This is a genomic window from Mycobacteroides sp. CBMA 271 (genome assembly GCF_009729205.1).
Taxonomy (GTDB): Bacteria; Actinomycetota; Actinomycetes; order Mycobacteriales; family Mycobacteriaceae; genus Mycobacterium.
This window is the reverse complement of record NZ_VTHB01000003.1, coordinates 181,579-201,533: the sequence shown is the minus strand read 5'-3', so window position 1 is coordinate 201,533 and position 19,955 is coordinate 181,579. Positions and strand designations below refer to the sequence as shown.

Sequence of the window (19,955 nt, the reverse complement as noted above, 5' to 3'; positions counted from 1 at the left end):
AGCGGCTCATCCATGCCGCGACTGAGCGAGCCGAGCCCCTACGTGGAGTTCGACCGGAAACAGTGGCGCGCGCTGCGCAAGTCCACACCGCTGGTCCTCACCGAGGAAGAGCTCTACGGCCTGCGTGGCCTGGGCGAGCAGATTGATCTGACCGAGGTCGCCGAGGTCTACCTACCGCTGGCCCGTTTGATCCACCTTCAGGTAGCCGCGCGGCAGCGGCTGTTCGCGGCCACCGCGACCTTCCTCGGGGACCAGCACCCGGACCGTCTGGTCCCCTTCGTCATTGGCGTGGCGGGCAGCGTCGCGGTCGGCAAGTCGACGACGGCCCGCGTGCTGCAGGCACTGCTGTCACGCTGGGACCACCACCCCCGGGTGGATCTGGTCACCACCGACGGCTTTCTGTACCCCAATGCGGAACTGTCTCGACGGAACATCATGCACCGTAAGGGATTTCCAGAGAGCTACAACAGGCGCGGGCTGCTGCGGTTCGTCACTGAGGTCAAGTCGGGAGCACACGAAGTCTGCGCGCCGGTGTATTCGCACCTGCTGTACGACATCATCAAGGATGAGAAACACGTTGTGCAACAACCGGATATCCTCATTCTCGAGGGCCTGAACGTGTTACAGACCGGTCCAACGCTGATGGTCTCGGATCTGTTCGACTTCTCGATTTATGTGGACGCGCGCATCGAGGACATCGAGCAGTGGTACATCTCCAGGTTCCTGGCCATGCGCTCGACGTCATTCGCCAACCCGTCCTCACACTTCCACCACTACGCCAAGCTTTCCGATAAGCAGGCAACTCTTGCTGCACAGGAGATTTGGCATTCCATCAACCTGCCGAATCTGTTGCAGAACATCCTGCCGACGCGGCCACGCGCGACGCTGGTGCTACGCAAGGATGCCGACCACTCGATCAACCGGCTGCGCCTGCGCAAGCTGTAAGCCCCCACCTCCTTTCGCCGAGTGTGAGCGCTGGTGTTCACACTCGACGGAATGCGCGCACTGACGCTCACACTCGGCGAGCGCTAGGCTCGCTCCATGATCAACAGCGTGGTTGAAACGTGGCACGGCATCATTTCCGGCGCCAACCCTGAAGCCCTCAACGGCCTGCTTCACGACGATGTCGTTTTCCACTCCCCCGTCGTGTTCACCCCGCAACGGGGCAAGGCCGTCACCACGATGTACCTGATGGCCGCGTTCGCCACGCTCGCCGGATCCGATCAGGACTTCCGCTACGTCAAGGAGATCCTGGACGGGAACTCCGCGGCACTGGAGTTCGAGTCGACCATCGACGGCAAGTACGTCAACGGCGTCGACATCATCACCTGCGACGACGCCGGCAAGATCGTCGAATTCAAGGTGATGATCCGTCCGTTGCAGGCCATCAACGCCATCCACGAGAAGATGCGTGCCGCGCTCGAGCAAGCATCCTGATTTACGGTGCATGGGCGGCAACCAACCAGTAGGTTGGCCGCATGGACTATGACTACGACGTAGTCGTCATCGGGTCCGGCTTCGGTGGGAGCGTTGCAGCCCTCCGCCTCACCGAAAAAGGCTACCGAGTCGGCGTATTGGACATGGGAAAACGCTGGAAACGCGAGGACTTCCCCCCGAACAATTGGCACGTCCGCAAGGCGATGTGGGCACCCGCGCTCGGATGCTTCGGCCCACAGCGCATGACGGTGCTCGGCAAGACGTTCATCGCGAGCGCGGTCGGTGTCGGCGGCGGCTCCCTGATCTACGGCAACACGCTGTATGAGCCGCTCGAGCAGTTCTACACCGACAAGCAGTGGGCACATATCACCGACTGGAAGGACGAGCTGGCCCCCTACTACAACCAGGCCAGCCGGATGCTGGGCGTGACCCGGACTCCCCACACCACCCCGCCCGATGAGGTGCTGCTCGCGGTGGCCAAGGACTTGGGCGTCGAGGACACCTATCACCCCACGAACGTGGGCGTCTTCTTCGGTGACGAGCCCGGCAAGACCGTGCCGGACCCGTTCTTCGGCGGCGCAGGCCCCGAGCGCGCGGGCTGCATCGGCTGCGCCGCGTGTTTCACCGGCTGCAAGCACAATGCCAAGAACACCACCGAGACCAACTACCTGTATCTCGCGGAACACGCTGGTGCAGAAATACATCCGCTCACCCAGGTGCTCGATGTACGGCCGCTGAACGACCGCGAGGGTTATGCCGTCAGCACCAAACAGACCGGCCGGCTGCTGCGTAAGAACAAGCGGGACTTCACCGCGCGGCACGTCGTGTTCTCGGCCGCCTCACTGGGCACCCAGCGCCTGCTGCACAAGCTCAAGGACTCCGGCTCGCTACCCAACCTATCGGCACGACTGGGCGAGCAGACCCGCACCAACTCCGAGGAGGTGCCAATCGTCTACTCCCCCAGCCACGATGACTTCTCGCAGGGCGTCGCGATCACGTCGTCCATCCATCCCGAACCCAACACTCACGTCGAGGTGTGCCGGTACGGGGAAGGGTCGACCTTCCTGAGCATGCTGGGCACCAACATGGTCGACGGCGGCCCGTGGCGATTCGCTCGCACCTGGCTGCTCAACATCCGGCGACCCGGCATGGTGTTCCGCTCCATGTTCCCGTACCGGGCGGCGCAGCACTCGATCATCGTGTTGGTGATGCAGTCGCTGGACAACTCGCTGACCACCTACCTCAAACGCGGCATGTTCGGGAAGAAGATGACCGCGAAACAGGGCTCGGGAGAACCGAATCCGGACTGGATTCCGGTCGCTCACGATGTCGCGCGCCGGATGGCAGAGAAGGTCGACGGGTACGCCGGCAGCACGCACCTGGATTCGGTGAACATTCCGCTGACGGCTCACTTCATCGGCGGTTGCCCCATCGGCGACTCGCCGGAGACGGGCGTGATCGATCCGTTCCAGCGGATCTACGGCTATCCGGGGCTGCACATCACCGATGGGTCGGCGATCTCGGCGAACCTCGGCGTCAATCCGTCATTCACCATCACCGCGCAGGCCGAGCGCGCAATGGCGTTCTGGCCCAACAACGGTGAACTCGACCCGCGGCCGGAGTTGGGTTCGTCCTACCGGCGCGTCTACCCGGTACAGCCCAATCATCCGACCGTCCCCGAGTCTGCGCCCGGCGCGCTGCGGTTGCCGCTGACGCCGGTGTAACCAATCGCCGAGTGTGAGCGTCAGCGTTCACACTCGGCGATTGTCTGCGGATCACCCGCGCAGTCGACGCAGACCAAGGAGTTGGATACCGGCCATCACGGCGGTATATGTCGCGCAGACAAGGAAACCCGCGACGCCGACCGTGGTGAGCGGTACCCATCTCATGGCTACCGCCAGGACATATCCGACGGTGGCCATGATGTTGATGGCGATTACGATGAGGCCCGCCGCACGGAGGTTGACCAGGCTCACTCGGCTAAATGCGAATACCGTAGCCCCATAGCCAACACAGAAAATGGCATGAACCACCTGGAATCTCAGCGACGGGCCGAGCAACTCGACAAGCCACTTGGACTCGATCAGTAGTGAGATACCACCCAGTCCCGCCGCAATGGCGTCGATCCGGAGAGAGAACCGGAGCAAGGAGCCGGGCTCTGCGAACCGCGGGCGCGCCGCTGTGGAATCTTCGGTGGTTCGAAACATCGGCGACTCCTGGATTCAGGGACAGACCGGGCAGATTATTAGTTCAGCGAACAATTCATCTCTACCGGACGTCCATGTCGAAGTCCATACATGAAAGGTGCCGGGCCACCACGCGGGTGACCCGGCACCGGCTCACTCTCAGCGAGTGAGCATGTGGGCGGCTACGCGGAGCGCAGTCGCCGAAGTCCGAGGAACTGAATGTCCGCCATGACGGCGGTGTAAATACCGAAGCCGATGGACAGCGTCACCCCGGCGGTGGTCAGCGGCACCCATTTCATGACGCCCGCCACGACGTACAACACGGTGGCGAGCAGGTTGCCGGCGACGTAGACGATGCCGATCGTTCCGATCTTCGAGCTATCCGCCCGGCTCAACGCAACGGCCACCACTCCGTACCCGATGAGGGCGGCGGCGTGTGCCACCTGGAATCCCAACGACGGGCCGAGCGGTTCGACAAGCCATTTGGCGGCAATGAGCAGCACGACGGCAACCAATCCGGTGGCCACGCCGTCGAGCCGAACTCCGAATCGCAGCAGCGAGTCGGGCTGGGCGAATCGGGTGCGAAGTACTGAGGCGTTCTGGGATGCGTGCCCGGATGAGATGGCCATCGGTGTTCCTCTCGTGTGGAAGCTGACACCACCGACACTGCCCCTGAAGCACTGCCATCTCGACATTCAGTGGTGCCAACCGCTGCCAATTGCTCCTCGGATGTGCCATCATCCAATGATGACAACAGCGGATGTCATCTCTACGGCTCCAGGTGCCCAACTCGGCCCTCGTTCACTGCTGTGGCGCTGGGCAGGAGACATGCGGATCGCGTTTACCGGCGGCACCGCCGGGCTCCTGCAAACGATGGACCCCGCCATCGGCTACGCGCTGATCGAGCACTCGAACTTCTTCGAAGATCCCGTCGACCGGGTCTTCCGTTCTCTGCCCCCGATCCTGGGCACCGTGTACGACGAACCGGCGGCCGGCACCGGCGTGAAGGTTCGGGACTTTCACCGCGACATCAAGGGAATCCAACCCGACGGGGTGCGGTACCACGCCTTGAACCCCACCACGTTCTGGTGGGCGCACGCGACGTTCCAGGTGATGGTCGAACAGACCATCGACCGATACTCCCGCTATCGGCTGTCCGATACCGACCGTGAGCAGCTCTACCAAGAGGGCGTCGAGTGGTACCGGCGATACGCGATGAGCGAGCAGCCGCTACCGCCGAATCGCGCCGCGTTCCAACAGGAGTGGGATCGGTACTGCGATGAGGTACTGACTCCGAACCCGGCCGCCGATTACCTCATGAAGGTCATCGAGGGCCGCGTCATCCCCGACATGAGCAAGTCACCGCATCTGCCGGTGTCGCCACTGCTTAAACCCGCCGCGAAGCTCGCGTTGCCGACGCTGCCAATACGCGCGGCATTGGCACCCCCGTTACGTCTGACGATCTACGGCGGCCTACCGCCGAAGGTGCGCAGGCGTTTTGGGATCCGGTGGAACCTGGCTGACGAGACGGCTTACCGCGCGCTGTTGCTCGCCGTACCGCCGGTATGGCCGTTCATTCCGACCTCGTGGCGATGGCATCCGGGCAGCCATGCCGGTTGGCGCCGCGAACGCGGCCGGCTACCGCGCCCCTGGTGATACGGCCTGGGCGCGCAGATCCGCCGCGATGAGCTTGGCGGCCGCGTTCTGCCAATTGTGCAGGGAGCGTTGCGGAACCTCGGTAACAAGCCACTGCCAGGCTTGCCGTGACACCGGATCCAGACCTGAAGCCGTCGCACCCTGCGCATAGGCCCGCACACCCATGACGTACGGGAAATACAGGGCGTTGTAGTAACGCCACTGATCGGTGATACCGAAGTCGCCTTCATCACGAGGTTTGAGCCGTGAGATGGATTCGGCGAGAACCGCTCTGAGTTCGTTGGCGCGTTCGACGGGCTGATCGGAGGCACCCCGTTCGGAGAGCCTGCCACCGATGACAGGTAGCGAGGCCAACGGGCTGGCGACGAGCTTGGCGAGGTCGCCGTAATGGCTGAGCGCGCGTCGGGTGAGTCGGGTGAAGGTTTCGTCATCGACACCGTCGATGGGCGATGCCGACTTCAACGGCAGCGCCGCCTCGGTGTTGCGCAGCTCGGAGCGTTCCTGACGTAGCTGCGGGGAACGCGAGAACGCCAGGCGGTCAAGGAAGTCAGCGAACGGTCCCGATTGCACCTGAATGCAGATAGCCAGTCCCACACTGGTGAACAGCAATACCACCAGAGCGACAGACTGGCCGACGACGGCCATGCCGACCATCGCCTGAGCGCCGAACAACGCACCGACGAGGACGGACGCGCAGAAGGAGCGCAACATATCGGCGCGCAGCGCCTGCCCTTCGTCGAAGGCGTCCCAGAGCGCGACACCCAGACCCAGCAGTACCAAGTCGAAACCGGTCGACGCCAAGGCCAGCCAGCTCGGGATGAAGCCGAGCGGGATGATCAGCTGGGCATCACCCAGGGTGAAGAACATGGTGGCGACCAGGACCACGCCCCGCGCAGAACCGGGGATCGAAGCACGTCGACGGAACAACAGGATCGCGGCGCCGATGGCAGCGGTCCCGTTGGCGCAGAACATGATCCAATGGCCGAGCCGAGCCGGACCGGCGATGGTGCCGGCCAACGACGCACCCACGAGCAGCACCACGGCCAGGATGACGCCGGGGATCGCCATAGCGGCCCGATCACGCCACCGATCGCCGGTGTTGGTGAGCTCGAGCAGCACCATCAACCAGGCGACGCTCGGGATGATGGCCGCGAAAACCTCGATGCGGCCCAGGAGTTCGGCGTCGGCACCGGGGGTGACGCGGATGGCGTCGAGCGCGACGACGACGGAGAATCCGATCAGTCCGATGGCCGCGAGGGCCAGGACGGGCTTGCGGGGGTTGCGGGCCAGCAGATACAGACCCAGCCACCAGCTGAGTCCGAACACCAGTGCCGACATCGCCACCATCACTCATAGTGTGACAGGTTCGCGTTGACATCAGATAGATGCCTCCAGATAGTTGGCGGCAATGGGATCAGGGGGTGGTCATGAGAGATCTATAGCGCCACCCGCCCACCGCATGAGGCAGTCCCCAACCAGGTGTGCGGATTGCGGTCCCAGCACCAGCCGAGTTTCGGGCGCCGATCGGATATCCAGATCGCAGGCACTCGCTGGCCCTTACCGCGCGAGGCCGCCAGCGAGAAACACCTGTTCTTGCGCAACATATCCGGCCGCGCCGTGACCAGTGCGATGCCCTCGTCAATAGTGAGCGGGGTGCGTCCACGCGCGGTGATCGCCGCCAGCGCCGCCTCCGGTGTCACATTGCAGAACTCACTGCCGGTGTCGATATCGATGAGCAGGTAGACCGCGGCGGGAACATCGAGGATCGGCCGGTACACGTCGACATCGCCAGCGTCCATGACATGAAATCCGGCTCGCCCGTTCAGGTTCATCAGCGGCGCTGTCTGTTCGTAGCTCGTCCCGGTGGCGACGAGGATGAACGGGATGTGATCCTCGGAGTCGACGGTCGAGGCGGGAAGATCGCCCACCAGGGGGCGCAGCTCGGAGATGCGGTCGGTGACGGGGTATCCAAGATCGATCAGGTGGGTGAGCTGGCGGTCGAATTCGTCCAAAGCAGCGAGCATTGCTCATCAACGCTCGCCATGACTGAACAGTTCCCGATCACACCACCGTCAGCGGCAGTGACTTCCGTGGCTCAAAGATGAACCGCGATCCCCCGCTGACATTGGCGATCATGACCTCGGGCAGCTGTTTGTCCACGCCCTCGTGCTCGACGAAAGACGCCACCCAATCATCGGCATCTCCCGAAATCTCCACGCCAATATGCGGATCGATGGCCGTCGCGATGGCCTGCAACGGTCTCGTCTCCGCGGGCCCGCACAGCGAGATCCACGCTCCATCCTCATGCGCGGGTGATCGCCACACATGGAGTTGACCGCCGGAAATCTCGGCGTTCACATAGCCGACCGGGCTCAGCAGCGGATGCAGTTGGAGGACTTGCAGCACGCCCTCGATGCCATCGGGGAGATTCAATGCCTGACGGATCCGTGCGGTCGCGACACCCGCGAGCCCGATGAGCTGCTGGGTGCACACCGACTGCGCCAACTCGGCGTCGGCAGTCCTCTTGCGCACCGCGATCGAGAACCCGAGGAACAGCAGATGCATCTGCAGACACACCTCGTCGGCGATCCGCACCAGGGCCGAATGCGAGAACGCACCGAAGTCCAGATCGGACAGTAGCGGTCCCGAGTAGTGGGCGGCGCCCTCGTCGGCGGTGTCGATGCCGTCCAATACCCAACCGGCGGCGATAGATTCGCCGACGATATCCAGCGCCGGGATCCCGGACACTGCGGGGTAGGACTCGTCGATGGTCACCGTCCACGCACAATGTGGTTGCCTGTCCGCGGGTGTGCGCGGTGGCCGGTGAATCGGCCGCACCTGCGCGTGCGGGTTGGTGGCGAAGGCCGTCGCGTCGAAGGTGGGGTCCTCGATGTCGTGGCACATCCCAGTCACGTACTCGGGACCAAGCGGCTCCACGTCGAGCAGCGCGCCGCAGTGATCGAGGTGAAACTCCCCGTGCCACTTGTCATGCACGGTGTATCGGAAGTCCATGAATTGCGGCGGTGCCCCGATGTCGAGCTGCATGCCCTTGAAGATGGTAATGACGTCGTTGCCCTCGTACCGCAGCGCCCGCTGCATGCGCCGGGTATAGATCGGGCTCGATGACGCCCACTCCTCAATAGCGACCTGCAGCATCTCCTCCCTACCGAAATGCTGTATGCAGTACGCCATTCCGGAGCGGTCGATCAGCTGGCCGATCAACAGCAGCTCCGGAACCAGGACCGCCAACTGGTCCCGAGACAGCGTGGAGAATCGGCTACTCACCCGAGGATTCCTTGGAGCGCTTCGCGATAGCCATCTCCACATGCTTGTTGACCCGCTGCCCCAACGGCCACCCGACATAGTGGGTGATGAAAATCGCCACCTCACGCAGCTCGGCCTCGGTCAGTTCACCATTCTTGAGTGCCGCGCCCGTCTGGATCTCCAGGATCTCGTCGAGCCCGAGGGCGCTGACGGCGCCGAGAAGGAGCAGCCGACGATCCCGCATCGACAGTTCGGGGCGTGTCCAGATGGTCCCGAAGAGATGCTCGATCGTGTACTTGAAGTAGTCGCCCGGGATATCGGGCATATCCCAGCCGTAGACCTCTTTCATCTTGTCGAGGCCCTGACGCCGCACATCATCCATCAACTTGCTCCCTGCTCATGTGGAACCGTGTGTGGCACACCGAGGCTGGCCGCCAATCGCTCACGCGCCAATGCCGCCATCGGTAGCTCCACCGATTTCTCCTCGCCCAGCGCCAGTGCCAGGCTGAGATCCTTTTCACCGAGGCCCCGCACGTGCGTGAAGATCGGCAACCAGAAACTGTCCGAGGTCACCGGGTCGGTGGTGTCCCGCAGCATGATGGCGCCCGGCCCACCGGTGATCGCATCGGTATGACGGACCACCTTGCCCAGCGCGGTGATATCCAACCCGCAGCTCTCGGCAAGACGCTGCGCCTCCCCCGCCGCCGTAAAGGCCACGAAGTGCAACAGGTTGCGCGCCAGCTTCATCCGGGTGCCTGCGCCGGGCCGGCCCGCATGGATCACCAGTGATGCCCACTTCGAGAACGGCTCCTTGACGCGCTCGAAGATCTCGTCATCGGCGCCGACCATGGTGGCGAGCTCACCCCGGTGTGCACCCGGCGCACCACCGCTCACCGGGGCGTCGATGATGTGGATGTTCTGCGGCGACCAATGCTGTGCCAGTTCTACGGCCGTGGCATCGCTGATGGTCGAGTGGATCGCGATGATGGTGCCGGGCCTGGCCTTCGGCGCAATGGCCGCAACGACGTCTCTCACCTGCGCGTCATCCAATACGGTCACACTAATGAGGTCCGCTGCCGCGATATCTGCAAGGCTGTCCGCCGCGCGCGCACCTGCCTCTACGAGCGGGGCCATTGCCTCGGCCCGCAGGTCGAAGACCGTCACGCCGTCCGGCCAGTCGACCAACCGTTGGGCCATGGGCGCACCCATGTTCCCCAAACCGACGTATCCCAGCTTGAGAACAGACTGCGTCATGATCGGATGATCTGTCCGCCATCGACGTTGAACACCTGGCCGGTGATCCACGATGCCTTGTCCGACAGCAGGAACAGGCACATGCCCACCATGTCGTCAACGGTGCCCATGCGGCTCAACGGGATGTTCTTGACCAGCTCGCTGCGGAACTGCTCCGGCACGGTGCTCCGGGTGGCCTCGGTGTCGGTGGGCCCGGGCGCGATCGCGTTGATGCGGATCTTCTGCCCACCCAGCTCACGGGACAGCTGCTGGGTGAGGCCGTTGATGCCCACCTTGGCCAGCCCGTAGAATCCGGAATAAAGCCATGCCGCCGTGGATGATTGGTTGACGATGGCACCGCCGCCGCGCTTGGCGATGTGCTTGTACACGGCACGCGTACATACCAGTGCGCCGTCCTGGTTCACGCTCATGAACTTCTTGTAGTAATCCCACGGCACCGACAACAGCAGGTCAAGCTTCATGCCGCCATAGATCGCTGCGTTGTTCACCAGGTAGTCGATGCCGCCGAATTCCGCGACCGTCTTGTCCGCCATGGCGATGGCCGAATCGGGATCCGAGACATCCACGTTGACATAGATCGACTTTCCGCCGTCCGCGACGATCTGCTTGGCCACACCCTCACCCGCCTCGGCGTTGATATCGGCGACCACCACTGCGGCTCCCTCGCGAGCCAGCGCATGCGCGTACGCCTCGCCAATACCCTGTCCGGCACCGGTGACGATGGCTACCTTGCCTTCAAACTCTCCCATCAGATCTCCTCTACTTCACAGCCGTTGCAATGATTTTGGTTTCCAGGTATTCCTCGAACCCGGCGACACCCATCTCCCTGCCGATGCCGGATTGCTTGTACCCGCCGAACGGGGCGTCGGCGGAGTACCAGACACCACCGTTGACGTTCACGGTCCCGACCCGGAGACGGGATGCCGCCCGTGCCGCGCGCTCGTCGTCCCCGCTAAACACCGTCCCGGACAACCCGTACGGTGAATCGTTGGCGATCCGCACCGCGTCGTCGTCGCCGTCATGCGCGATCACCACCAGAACGGGACCGAAGATCTCCTCGCGCGCCACCCGCGCGTCATTGGTCAGACCGGCGACAACGGTGGGCTCGATGAAGAAGCCCCGTTCCTTGCCCTCCGGCCGACCGCCACCGCACGCAAACGAACCGCCTTCGGCGACAGCGAGATCCAGATAGGACTGCACCCGGTCACGCTGGCGTGCCGAGATGACCGGGCCGCAGATTGTTCCCGGACTGGTGGGGTCTCCCGGCTTCAGCGACCCCATGGTGGCAGCAGCCGCCGCCACCGCCTCGTCGTACCGTGCGCGCGGCACCACCAGCCGGGTGGTGATCGCGCATCCTTGGCCGGCGTGCACCGCGGCGGTGAATCCCGCCATCGAGCACGCAGTACCCAGGTTGGCATCGTCGAGCACGATGAAGGCTGACTTGCCGCCGAGTTCCAGGAACACCTTTTTGACGGTGGCGGCCGCGTCGGTCATCACCGCGCGCCCGGTGGCCGTCGATCCTGTAAACGACACCATGTCCACCCGGGAATCCGTCGACAACTGCGCACCGATGCGGTGGTCGCTGGAGGTGATGATGTTGAAGACGCCCGGCGGAAAATCGGTGTGCTCGGCGATGATTCGACCAAGCACCGCCGCACACCAGGGGGTGTCCGGCGCCGGCTTGAGTATCAGGGTATTACCTGCGGCCAGTGCCGGACCCACCTTGGCAAGGTTGATTTGATGCGGAAAATTCCACGGCGTCACCGCACCGACCACACCCACGGCCTCACGCGCGAGGGTGCGTTGAGTTTTGATGCCCATCGGCATAGCGGTACCGAGATCGGCATTCCAGTCAAAGGATTCGGCGGTGTCGGCGGCGAACTGCAGGTCATCCACCGGCCCCTCGAGCTGGGCACCGGCGGTCAGCATCCGCGGTGCGCCCACCTCGGCAATGGTCAGTTCGCGCAGTTCGTCGATGTGGGCCCGCATGCCGTCCCGGAGCTGACGGAGACAGTGCACACGTAGGCCTACGTCCCGAGACCAGTCGGTGTCGTCGAAGGCGCGACGCGCCGCCTCGATGGCGCGGCCCATGTCGTCGGCGTCCGCGTCGGCCGCGGTTCCCAGCACCTCCTCGGTAGCCGGATTGACCGTCGGAAACCTTCCCGCACCACCGGGGACGAGCTTTCCGTCGATGAACAGCTCACTCTCACCATCGGCCAGCAGCGCCATCACTCACCTCGCTTCTGAAATCTGGACACATGTCCATTCGATACCCCTGAACCATAACCAGCCAGATCCCGACATGGCAAGACTGCGGCCTCTACAGGCCAAATAATTGGTGTTGGACAGCATTTTCCACCTACGTTGTTGCCGGAGAGCGCCTCGCACGCTAACCTGGACATGTGTCCAGTGAAGTTGTGGCGGTGCTCACAAGTGAAACGCCTAGAAATCGACGACAAGAAGAGACGATCGGCAAGATCGTCTCCGCGGGCCGTGACATGCTCGGCGAGACCACCTACGCGGATATGACGATCCGCGGCGTCGCTGCGCGCGCCAAGGTCGCCCCCGCCACCGCATACACCTACTTCTCCTCCAAGAGCCATCTGGTGGCCGAGATCTACCTCGACCTCATCCACGAAGCGCCGTACTTCACCGATGTCAACGACAGCCAGGCGGTACGGGTCACCCAGACTCTGCGAAGCCTGGCGCTGGTGGTGGCCGATGAACCCGAGATCGCCACCGGCTGCACCACCGCGCTGCTCAGTAACAACGATGACGCCGTGCGCGCCGTGCGCGACAAGATCGGTCTCGAAATCCACCGCAGGATCCGCTCGGCGATGGGACCCGATGCCGATCCGCGTGTGGTGTCGGCCCTGGAGATGACGTTCTTCGGCGCACTCATGCACGCGGGCAGTGGCACCTTCACATATCACCAGATCGCGGACAAGCTCACCTTCGTGGTGGACCTCATACTGGGAGAGAACGTCCGATGAGCCGCTTGCGCGAAGAGGCAATAGAACAGTCGACTGCACCTCTGATTCTCGATCCATACGACTACACCTTCCATGAGGATCCGTATCCGTACTACCGGCGATTACGCGACGAAGCCCCGCTGTACCGCAACGACGACCTAAACTTCTGGGCGCTGTCGCGGCACCAGGATGTCTTGCAGGGCTTCAGGAACAGCGAGTCCCTGTCCAACGCCAACGGCGTCTCGTTAGACAAGGCGTCCTTTGGGCCACACGCCAAACTCGTCATGTCGTTCCTGGCCATGGACGACCCCGAGCACCTTCGGCTGCGCACGCTGGTGTCAAAGGGGTTCACCCCCAGGAGAATTCGGGAACTTGAAGGCCGGGTCGTCGCACTCGCGCGTACACACTTGGAACGAGCGCTAGCCAAGGCCTCCGATAGATCCTTCGATTTCATTGCCGACTACGCCGGCAAGCTCCCCATGGATGTCATCTCCGAACTGATGGGTGTGCCCGAGGCCGACCGCACCCGCATCCGGGAGTTGGCCGACGGCGTCATGCACCGCGAGGACGGGCTGGCCGACGTCCCACCCGAGGCCATTCAGGCGTCCTTTGACCTCATGGGTTACTACATCGACATGGTCCGCGAAAGACGTCGTGCGCCGTCCAAGAATGATGATCTGACTGCGGCTCTGCTGCAAGCGGAAATCGACGGTGACCGTCTCACCGACGAGGAGGTGCTCGCCTTCCTGTTCTTGATGGTGATCGCCGGAAACGAGACGACAACCAAGCTGCTGGCCAATGCGGTCTTCTGGGGCCACCGCAACCCCGACCAAATGGCGGGTGTGCATGCCGACCACGACCGCATACCGCTGTGGGTGGAGGAGACGCTGCGCTACGACACCTCCAGCCAGATCCTCGCCCGCACCGTGGCCCAAGAAATGACGCTCTACGACACCAAGATTTCCGCCGGAGACATTCTGCTATTACTCCCCGGCTCCGCCAACCGTGATGACAGGGTGTTCGACGACGCAGACGAGTTTCGCATCGGACGCGAGATCGGCTCCAAACTGGTCAGTTTCGGCAGCGGCGCGCATTTCTGCCTTGGCGCGCACCTGGCACGGATGGAGGCGAAGGTCGCCCTGACCGAGTTGTTCGGCCGGATCAAGCGCTACGAAATCGACGAAAGCAATGCCGTACGAGTGCATTCCAGCAACGTCCGCGGATTCGCGTACCTGCCCATCACCGTGCAATTGAGGGAGGACGCCTGATGCCCCGCTTTGAACCACACCCCTCTCGACGCCCGGCCATCGTCGCTGGCGCCTCCTCGGGCATCGGTGCGGCCACGGCAGTCGACCTCGCCGGTCGCGGATTTCCGGTAGCCCTCGGCGCGCGCCGCGTCGACAAGTTGACCGAGCTCGTCGAGAAGATCCGATCCGACGGCGGCGAGGCGGTCGCCTTCCCACTCGATGTCACCGATACGGACTCCGTGAAATCGTTTGTTGCGCAGAGTATCGATGCTTTGGGCGAGATCGACCTACTGGTGTCCGGTGCCGGTGACATGAATCCGGGCCGGGTGCATGAGATGGGCGCCGACGTCTTCGCCGCGCAGATCCAGGTGCATCTACTGGGCGCCAATCGGCTGGCCACCGCGATTGTGCCCGACATGGTGGCCCGGCGGCGCGGCGACGTGGTGTTCATCGGATCCGATGTGGCGCTGCACCAGCGCCCACACATGGGTGCCTACGGCGCGGCGAAGGCGGCACTGCTGGCCATGGTGAACACCATGCGCATGGAGTTGGAGGGCACGGGCGTTCGGGCATCGATCGTGCACCCCGGGCCCACCCTCACATCGATGGGCTGGCAGCTTTCCGCAGAACAAGTCGGACCCATGCTCGAAGACTGGAAAGCGTGGGGGCAGGCACGCCACTCCTACTTCCTGCGCCCTTCCGATATTGCCCGCGCGGTCGCCTTTGTCGCCGAAACCCCCAGGGGCGCACACATACCGGAGATGGAAGTGCAGCCGGAGGCACCGCTTGCGGACGCACCGGCAGACAAACAGAAGCTTGAGCTTGGCGAGGAAGGAATGCCGTCATGACCACTCCCACCGTCCCCCGGGTATCCGGCGGTGAGGACCAGTACGGGCACCTGGAGGAGTTCCGCACCGATCCCATCGCGCTGATGAAGCGCATCCGGGAAGAATGCGGAAACGTCGGCACCTTCCAGCTCGCCGACAAACAGGTCGTGTTCCTCTCCGGCTCCGAGGCCAACGAGTTTTTCTTCCGCTCCAGCGACGAGGATCTAGACCAGGCCGAGGCGTACCCGTTCATGACGCCGATCTTCGGCGAGGGTGTGGTATTCGACGCCGACCCGGAGCGCCGCAAGGAGATGCTGCACAACGCGGCCCTACGCGGGGAGCAGATGAAGGGGCACGCGGCCACCATCGAAAATGAAGTCCGCCAGATGATCTCGAAATGGGGGCAAGCCGGGGAAATTGACCTCCTCGACTTCTTCGCCGAGCTGACCATCTACACCTCCTCGGCCTGCCTGATCGGCAAGAAATTCCGAGACGAGCTCGACGGCAGATTCGCCCACCTGTACCACCAGCTCGAGCAGGGCACGGATCCGCTGTGCTACGTCAACCCGTACCTGGAGATCGAGAGCTTCCGCCTGCGCGATGAGGCGCGAAAAGGCTTGGTGGCGCTGGTACAAGAGATCATGAGCACCAGGATGGCCAACCCGCCGACCGATAAGAGTCAGCGGGACATGCTCGACGTGCTGATCATGATCCGCGACGAGGACGGCAATCCCCGCTTCACCGCCGATGAGATCACCGGCATGTTCATCTCGATGATGTTCGCCGGGCATCACACCAGCTCGGGCACCGCCTCCTGGGTGCTCATCGAACTGCTGCGTCACCCGGACATCCAGGCACAGATTATCGACGAGCTGAATGAGCTGTACGCAGACGGCAGCGAAGTGAGTTTCCATGCGCTACGCCAGATCCCGAAGCTAGAGAATGTGCTCAAGGAGACGCTGCGGCTGCACCCGCCCCTGATCATCCTGATGCGGGTCGCCAAGGGCGAATTCGAGGTGGGCGGGTTCCCCATTCACGACGGGGACATGGTGGCGGCCTCCCCCGCCGTCTCCAACCGGATCGCCGAGGACTTCCCTAACCCGGACGGCTTCGTGCCAGACCGCTACGAGAAGCCGCGGCAGGAGGACATCGTCAACCGCTGGACCTGGATACCGTTCGGCGCCGGCCGGCATCGCTGTGTGGGCGCCGCGTTCGCCACCATGCAGATCAAGGCAATCTTCTCGGTGCTGTTGCGCGAGTATGAGTTCGAGATGGCACAGCCCGCAGACTCGTATCACAACGACCACTCCAAGATGGTCGTGCAGCTGGCTCAACCTGCCAAGGTGCGTTACCGGCGCCGGAGCCGCGAAGTCGGCGACATCCAACACCGGAGCCGCGGGGACGGCGACATCCAGCACCGGAGCGCCTGATGTCGTTCAGGATCGACGTGGACACCGACCTATGCCAGGGACACGCCATGTGCGAGCTAGAGGCCCCCGACTACTTCCGCGTCCCCAAGCGCGGCACCGTCGAAATCCTGAACAACGAACCACCCGATGAGGCACGCGACGAGATCGAGCGCGCCGTCGAGGAATGTCCCGCACGAGCTTTGTTCATCACCGAGAAATAGGAGCGTCAACGATGCCGCAATTCCCCCGCCAAGAACTCGACGATGTCGTCGCGGACTGGCTGCAGGCAAACCTGGATGCTGAAAAGTCGGGTGACTGGAAACCGTTGGCGCGCTTTTATACCGATGACGCCACCTACGGCTGGAACATCGGCCCCAAGGAAGATGTGATGTGCGTCGGCATCGACGAAATCCGGGATATTGCCCTCGGCCAGGAGATGGAAGGTCTGGAAGGGTGGACATACCCGTACCAGAAGGTGATCGTCGACGACAAGCAGGGCGAGGTCATCGGATTCTGGAAGCAGGTGGCGACCGACTCTGACGGTTCAGAGTCGGAGATCTACGGAATCGGCGGCAGCTGGTTCCGCTATGCCGGTAATGGACAATGGAATTGGCAACGCGACTTCTTCGACTTCGGCCATGTATCGGCGCTGTATTTGGATCTCATCAAGGCGGGCAAGCTCAGCGAGGGCATGCAGAAACGTATCCAGCGCGGCCTGTCAGGTGAGAAGGTGCCCGGCTATTACCCGCTCGGCAAGACTCCGGTACCCCTCTGGTGACCGCCATGAAAACCGCTGCAGAACTGGGTCTCCCCGAGGGTTTCGACTTCACCGATCCCAACATTTATGGGGATCGGATGCCACACCGCGAGTTCGCGACCCTGCGCCGCGAGGCTCCGGTCTGGTGGAATCCGCAGGCACGCACGGTGGGTGGATTCGCCGACGACGGGTACTGGGTGATTTCCAAACACCGCGACGTGCGCGAGGTTTCGCTGCATACGGACATCTTCTCGTCGGGCAGCAAGGGCGCCATCCCACGCCTTGAGGATCACATCAGCCCGGAGGAATTCCAGGCCACCTTGTCGGTCCTGATCAATAAGGATGCCCCCGAGCACACTCAATTGCGCGGGCTGGTCTCTCGCATGTTCACCCCGCGCTCCATCGCGGCACTGCGCATCACTCTGGAGGATCGCGCGGAGCGGATCGTGCGGGCCGCACTCGAAGGTGGGGACGGCGAGTTCGTGCGCGAGGTGGCCAGCGAGCTGCCGATGCAGGCCATCGCCGAATTGATCGGTGTCCCCGAGGAAGACCGCATCAAGCTCTTCGAGTGGAGCAACCAGATGACGGGTTACGACGAGGCGGATGTCGAGATCGACCCGCGCATCGGCGCCGCCCAAATCCTCGGATACTCCTACCAACTCGCCGAGCAGCGTCGCGACTGTCCGGGGAACGATGTGGTGTCTCGTCTGCTCGCCGGAACCGTGGACGGCGAGCAGCTCACCCCCGAACAGTTCGGTTTCTTCGTCGTCATGCTGTCGGTAGCAGGCAACGAAACCACCCGCAACGCAACCACCATGGGCATGATGGCGTTTTTGGAACACCGAGATCAGTGGGAGCTGTTCAAGCGGGATCGGCCAGCGTCCGCCGTCGACGAGATTGTCCGGTACACCTCGCCGCTAATCTCGCAGCAGCGAACCGCACTGCAAGACACCGTGGTCGGTGGTGTACCAATCAAGGCAGGTGAGCGGCTGGTGATGCTGTATCCGTCGGCCAACTTCGATGAGGAGGTGTTCGAGGACCCGCACACGTTCGACATCACCCGAGACCCCAACCCACACTTGGGATTCGGCGGCACCGGGGCGCACTACTGCCTGGGCGCCAACCTGGCGAAAATCGAGCTGGAGATCATCTTCAACAAGATCGCCGACCGGATGCCGGACATCTCGCGGATCGGGGACGCGCCACGATTCCACTCCGGCTGGATCAACGGCATCAAGAGGTTCGACACGGCCTACTGTCCCGTCACGCACTGATGCCCAACTGTGTGCTAGTCGGCGGTAGCCGTGGAATCGGCCGCGCCGCAGCGCAACTGCTGAGCGCACTCGGCGCCAACGTCGTCATCAATGGCCGGAACTCGGAGGCTGTCGATGAAACCGTCCGCACCATCACATCCGCGGGCGGCACCGCCGTCGGATTTGTCGGTGCGCCCGACAACGACCGGACGGCCACCGCACTGATCGAGACGTGCCACAAGGAGTTCGGCGGGATCGATGTGCTCGTCAACTGCGCGGGCATCCCCGAACCGGCCGGATCCTCGATCCTCAACATCACGCCCGACGACTTTCACCGGCTGATCGATGCGCATCTCGGCACCGTGTTCCACACCTGCCGCGTCGCCGCACCGATCATGGCCGCCCAGGGCCGCGGATCCATCGTCAACACCGGATCAACCGCGTCCCTGGGCATCTACGGCGGCACCGGGTACCCGGCCGGCAAGGCAGCCGTCAACGGACTCACCTTGGCGATCGCCGCTGAATTGAAGCAGAGCGGTGTACGTGCGAACGTGATCTGCCCGGGTGCCCGCACCCGACTGTCCGAGGGCGAGGAGTACGTCGCACACCTACACGATCTGCACGCACGTGGGCTACTCGACGAGATGACGCTGCAGGCATCGCTTGACCCTGCTCCGCCGGAATGTGTGGCGCCGATGTATGCGTATCTTGCCAGCGACCTCTCCGCGCGCATCACCGGTCAAATATTCATCGCCGCAGGCGGTTTCATCGGCAGGTTCAAACGCCAGGCTCCCACGCCGCTGGGATACCGCGACCATATCGATGGGCCCGCCTGGTCTATCCAAGAAATCGACGAGTTGATGGCCAGGCGGTAGCTACTGCCCGAAGCGCCGGTTCCGCGCGGCGTAATCACGCAGGGCGCGCAGGAAGTCCACGCGCCGAAACTCGGGCCAGTAGGCGTCGGTGAACCACATTTCCGAATACGCGCTCTGCCAGAGCAGGAACCCGGACAACCGCTGCTCCCCCGACGTCCGGATGACCAGATCCGGGTCCGGCTGCCCCGACGTGTACAGGTTCTCGGAGATGCCCTCAACCGTTACCGCCTGCACCAGCTGCTCGGCGGAGGCGCCGTTGGCCAGCTCCTTGTTGAGCAGCGTGCGCACCGCATCGGTGATCTCCTGCCGGCCCCCGTAGCCGACCGCCACGTTCACATGGAACCCGGCATCCGAGGGCGCAGACTTCACCGCCTGACGCATACGCTCGGCCACCTCGTCGGGCAGCAGATCGAGGTCGCCGACGCTGCGCACGCTCCAGTTCTGCTGCGGAGCACACAGCTCCTCAACGACGTCTGTGATGATCTCCAGCAGCTCTCCGAGCTGATCGGGATCACGCGTCAGGTTCTCGGCCGAGAGCAGGTACACGGTGGCCATCTCGACACCCGCGTCCTGACACCAGCGGAGCATCTCGCCGATCTTGCGGGCACCCATCCGGTATCCGTGGCTAACGTCGGTGTACCCCGCCGACCGCGCCCAACGACGGTTTCCGTCGCACAGTACGGCGATATGCCGCGGTATCGCCGCCTTACCCAGCTCCTGACGAAGCCGCATCTCGTAGAGCTTGTAGAGCGGTTCCTTTAGGCGCGGCGGGATGATCTCCACGGTTCCACCCTAGCGAGCCGCACGCGCGGTGGAGC

General features: G+C 63.4%; 22 protein-coding genes. 12 read left to right on the top strand and 10 right to left on the bottom strand.

Annotation, left to right across the window (positions count from 1 at the left end; translation table 11 throughout):
- The first annotated feature begins 12 nt into the window (after positions 1-12).
- From coaA to FZI91_RS09655, 3 genes are all read left to right on the top strand, one after another.
- Positions 13-945 carry a type I pantothenate kinase gene (coaA, locus tag FZI91_RS09665; RefSeq protein WP_155938805.1) on the top strand — a complete coding sequence of 311 codons (933 nt, stop codon included), beginning with the start codon at positions 13-15 and terminating at the stop codon, positions 943-945.
- A gap of 96 nt (positions 946-1,041) precedes the next feature.
- Positions 1,042-1,437 carry a nuclear transport factor 2 family protein gene (locus FZI91_RS09660; RefSeq protein ID WP_155938804.1) on the top strand — a complete coding sequence of 132 codons (396 nt, stop codon included), beginning with the start codon at positions 1,042-1,044 and terminating at the stop codon, positions 1,435-1,437.
- 41 nt (positions 1,438-1,478) lie between these two features.
- Positions 1,479-3,161 (top strand): GMC oxidoreductase, encoded by a 1,683-nt coding sequence (locus tag FZI91_RS09655; protein ID WP_155938803.1) that lies wholly within the window; start codon positions 1,479-1,481, stop codon positions 3,159-3,161.
- Between the two features lie 51 nt (positions 3,162-3,212).
- On the opposite strand, the gene FZI91_RS09650 is transcribed toward FZI91_RS09655, so the two are convergent.
- Positions 3,213-3,644 carry a hypothetical protein gene (locus FZI91_RS09650; RefSeq protein WP_155938802.1) on the bottom strand — a complete coding sequence of 144 codons (432 nt, stop codon included), beginning with the start codon at positions 3,642-3,644 and terminating at the stop codon, positions 3,213-3,215.
- Positions 3,645-3,805: 161 nt separating this feature from the next.
- Complete coding sequence (locus tag FZI91_RS09645) at positions 3,806-4,252, bottom strand: hypothetical protein (RefSeq protein ID WP_155938801.1); 447 nt, start codon at positions 4,250-4,252, stop codon at positions 3,806-3,808.
- A 115-nt stretch (positions 4,253-4,367) separates the two neighbouring features.
- Between FZI91_RS09645 and FZI91_RS09640 the strand changes: the two genes are divergently transcribed.
- Positions 4,368-5,279: an oxygenase MpaB family protein gene (locus FZI91_RS09640; protein ID WP_162525471.1), complete on the top strand. Its 912-nt coding sequence runs from the start codon at positions 4,368-4,370 to the stop codon at positions 5,277-5,279.
- Here the strand turns inward: FZI91_RS09640 and FZI91_RS09635 are convergent.
- The 7 genes from FZI91_RS09635 to FZI91_RS09605 form a co-directional block, all read right to left on the bottom strand.
- Positions 5,262-6,626: a hypothetical protein gene (locus FZI91_RS09635; RefSeq protein WP_155938800.1), complete on the bottom strand. Its 1,365-nt coding sequence runs from the start codon at positions 6,624-6,626 to the stop codon at positions 5,262-5,264. The genes FZI91_RS09640 and FZI91_RS09635 overlap by 18 nt on opposite strands.
- An 89-nt stretch (positions 6,627-6,715) precedes the next feature.
- Positions 6,716-7,303: a DUF5701 family protein gene (locus tag FZI91_RS09630; protein WP_155938799.1), complete on the bottom strand. Its 588-nt coding sequence runs from the start codon at positions 7,301-7,303 to the stop codon at positions 6,716-6,718.
- 37 nt (positions 7,304-7,340) lie between these two features.
- Positions 7,341-8,564: a hypothetical protein gene (locus FZI91_RS09625; protein WP_162525470.1), complete on the bottom strand. Its 1,224-nt coding sequence runs from the start codon at positions 8,562-8,564 to the stop codon at positions 7,341-7,343.
- Positions 8,557-8,925: a carboxymuconolactone decarboxylase family protein gene (locus FZI91_RS09620; protein ID WP_155938797.1), complete on the bottom strand. Its 369-nt coding sequence runs from the start codon at positions 8,923-8,925 to the stop codon at positions 8,557-8,559. The genes FZI91_RS09625 and FZI91_RS09620 overlap by 8 nt, the downstream gene beginning before the upstream one ends.
- Positions 8,925-9,797: an NAD(P)-dependent oxidoreductase gene (locus FZI91_RS09615; RefSeq protein ID WP_155938796.1), complete on the bottom strand. Its 873-nt coding sequence runs from the start codon at positions 9,795-9,797 to the stop codon at positions 8,925-8,927. The genes FZI91_RS09620 and FZI91_RS09615 overlap by 1 nt, the downstream gene beginning before the upstream one ends.
- Positions 9,794-10,546, bottom strand: coding sequence for an SDR family oxidoreductase (locus FZI91_RS09610; protein ID WP_155938795.1), 753 nt, complete (start codon positions 10,544-10,546; stop codon positions 9,794-9,796). The genes FZI91_RS09615 and FZI91_RS09610 overlap by 4 nt, the downstream gene beginning before the upstream one ends.
- 10 nt (positions 10,547-10,556) lie before the next feature.
- A complete protein-coding gene (locus tag FZI91_RS09605; RefSeq protein WP_155938794.1) occupies positions 10,557-12,026 on the bottom strand; it encodes an aldehyde dehydrogenase in 1,470 nt (489 codons plus the stop codon).
- Positions 12,027-12,199: 173 nt separating this feature from the next.
- Between FZI91_RS09605 and FZI91_RS09600 the strand changes: the two genes are divergently transcribed.
- Genes FZI91_RS09600 through FZI91_RS09565 form a run of 8 tightly spaced genes read left to right on the top strand, consistent with a single transcriptional unit; the run spans position 12,200 to position 19,137 of the window.
- A complete protein-coding gene (locus FZI91_RS09600; protein ID WP_162525469.1) occupies positions 12,200-12,790 on the top strand; it encodes a TetR/AcrR family transcriptional regulator in 591 nt (196 codons plus the stop codon).
- The gene (locus FZI91_RS09595) at positions 12,787-14,037 is read left to right on the top strand and encodes a cytochrome P450 (protein ID WP_155938793.1); all 1,251 of its coding nucleotides are present in this window, start codon (positions 12,787-12,789) and stop codon (positions 14,035-14,037) included. Before FZI91_RS09600 ends, FZI91_RS09595 begins: the two co-directional genes overlap by 4 nt.
- The gene (locus tag FZI91_RS09590; RefSeq protein WP_155938792.1) at positions 14,037-14,864 is read left to right on the top strand and encodes an SDR family oxidoreductase; all 828 of its coding nucleotides are present in this window, start codon (positions 14,037-14,039) and stop codon (positions 14,862-14,864) included. The genes FZI91_RS09595 and FZI91_RS09590 overlap by 1 nt, the downstream gene beginning before the upstream one ends.
- Positions 14,861-16,273 (top strand): cytochrome P450, encoded by a 1,413-nt coding sequence (locus FZI91_RS09585; RefSeq protein WP_155938791.1) that lies wholly within the window; start codon positions 14,861-14,863, stop codon positions 16,271-16,273. The genes FZI91_RS09590 and FZI91_RS09585 overlap by 4 nt, the downstream gene beginning before the upstream one ends.
- A complete protein-coding gene (locus FZI91_RS09580) occupies positions 16,273-16,473 on the top strand; it encodes a ferredoxin (RefSeq protein ID WP_155938790.1) in 201 nt (66 codons plus the stop codon). Before FZI91_RS09585 ends, FZI91_RS09580 begins: the two co-directional genes overlap by 1 nt.
- An 11-nt stretch (positions 16,474-16,484) precedes the next feature.
- Positions 16,485-17,030: a nuclear transport factor 2 family protein gene (locus FZI91_RS09575; protein ID WP_155938789.1), complete on the top strand. Its 546-nt coding sequence runs from the start codon at positions 16,485-16,487 to the stop codon at positions 17,028-17,030.
- A gap of 5 nt (positions 17,031-17,035) precedes the next feature.
- Positions 17,036-18,283, top strand: a complete 1,248-nt coding sequence (locus tag FZI91_RS09570) for a cytochrome P450 (RefSeq protein WP_155938788.1) — start codon at positions 17,036-17,038, stop codon at positions 18,281-18,283.
- Positions 18,283-19,137: an SDR family NAD(P)-dependent oxidoreductase gene (locus tag FZI91_RS09565; protein ID WP_155938787.1), complete on the top strand. Its 855-nt coding sequence runs from the start codon at positions 18,283-18,285 to the stop codon at positions 19,135-19,137. Before FZI91_RS09570 ends, FZI91_RS09565 begins: the two co-directional genes overlap by 1 nt.
- Here the strand turns inward: FZI91_RS09565 and FZI91_RS09560 are convergent, their stop codons facing one another.
- On the bottom strand, positions 19,138-19,920 hold the full coding sequence (locus FZI91_RS09560) for a (2Z,6E)-farnesyl diphosphate synthase (protein ID WP_162525467.1): 783 nt from the start codon (positions 19,918-19,920) through the stop codon (positions 19,138-19,140).
- Positions 19,921-19,955: the final 35 nt, after the last annotated feature.

What these genes read in the sequence shown, in the direction of transcription:
- coaA (WP_155938805.1), top strand. Translation starts at nt 13, where the DNA reads ATGCCGCGACTGAGCGAGCCGAGCCCCTACGTGGAGTTCGACCGGAAA.
- FZI91_RS09660 (WP_155938804.1), top strand. Translation starts at nt 1,042, where the DNA reads ATGATCAACAGCGTGGTTGAAACGTGGCACGGCATCATTTCCGGCGCC.
- FZI91_RS09655 (WP_155938803.1), top strand. Translation starts at nt 1,479, where the DNA reads ATGGACTATGACTACGACGTAGTCGTCATCGGGTCCGGCTTCGGTGGG.
- FZI91_RS09650 (WP_155938802.1), bottom strand. Translation starts at nt 3,644, where the DNA reads ATGTTTCGAACCACCGAAGATTCCACAGCGGCGCGCCCGCGGTTCGCA.
- FZI91_RS09645 (WP_155938801.1), bottom strand. Translation starts at nt 4,252, where the DNA reads ATGGCCATCTCATCCGGGCACGCATCCCAGAACGCCTCAGTACTTCGC.
- FZI91_RS09640 (WP_162525471.1), top strand. Translation starts at nt 4,368, where the DNA reads ATGATGACAACAGCGGATGTCATCTCTACGGCTCCAGGTGCCCAACTC.
- FZI91_RS09635 (WP_155938800.1), bottom strand. Translation starts at nt 6,626, where the DNA reads ATGGTGGCGATGTCGGCACTGGTGTTCGGACTCAGCTGGTGGCTGGGT.
- FZI91_RS09630 (WP_155938799.1), bottom strand. Translation starts at nt 7,303, where the DNA reads ATGCTCGCTGCTTTGGACGAATTCGACCGCCAGCTCACCCACCTGATC.
- FZI91_RS09620 (WP_155938797.1), bottom strand. Translation starts at nt 8,925, where the DNA reads ATGGATGATGTGCGGCGTCAGGGCCTCGACAAGATGAAAGAGGTCTAC.
- FZI91_RS09615 (WP_155938796.1), bottom strand. Translation starts at nt 9,797, where the DNA reads ATGACGCAGTCTGTTCTCAAGCTGGGATACGTCGGTTTGGGGAACATG.
- FZI91_RS09610 (WP_155938795.1), bottom strand. Translation starts at nt 10,546, where the DNA reads ATGGGAGAGTTTGAAGGCAAGGTAGCCATCGTCACCGGTGCCGGACAG.
- FZI91_RS09605 (WP_155938794.1), bottom strand. Translation starts at nt 12,026, where the DNA reads ATGGCGCTGCTGGCCGATGGTGAGAGTGAGCTGTTCATCGACGGAAAG.
- FZI91_RS09595 (WP_155938793.1), top strand. Translation starts at nt 12,787, where the DNA reads ATGAGCCGCTTGCGCGAAGAGGCAATAGAACAGTCGACTGCACCTCTG.
- FZI91_RS09590 (WP_155938792.1), top strand. Translation starts at nt 14,037, where the DNA reads ATGCCCCGCTTTGAACCACACCCCTCTCGACGCCCGGCCATCGTCGCT.
- FZI91_RS09585 (WP_155938791.1), top strand. Translation starts at nt 14,861, where the DNA reads ATGACCACTCCCACCGTCCCCCGGGTATCCGGCGGTGAGGACCAGTAC.
- FZI91_RS09580 (WP_155938790.1), top strand. Translation starts at nt 16,273, where the DNA reads ATGTCGTTCAGGATCGACGTGGACACCGACCTATGCCAGGGACACGCC.
- FZI91_RS09575 (WP_155938789.1), top strand. Translation starts at nt 16,485, where the DNA reads ATGCCGCAATTCCCCCGCCAAGAACTCGACGATGTCGTCGCGGACTGG.
- FZI91_RS09570 (WP_155938788.1), top strand. Translation starts at nt 17,036, where the DNA reads ATGAAAACCGCTGCAGAACTGGGTCTCCCCGAGGGTTTCGACTTCACC.
- FZI91_RS09565 (WP_155938787.1), top strand. Translation starts at nt 18,283, where the DNA reads ATGCCCAACTGTGTGCTAGTCGGCGGTAGCCGTGGAATCGGCCGCGCC.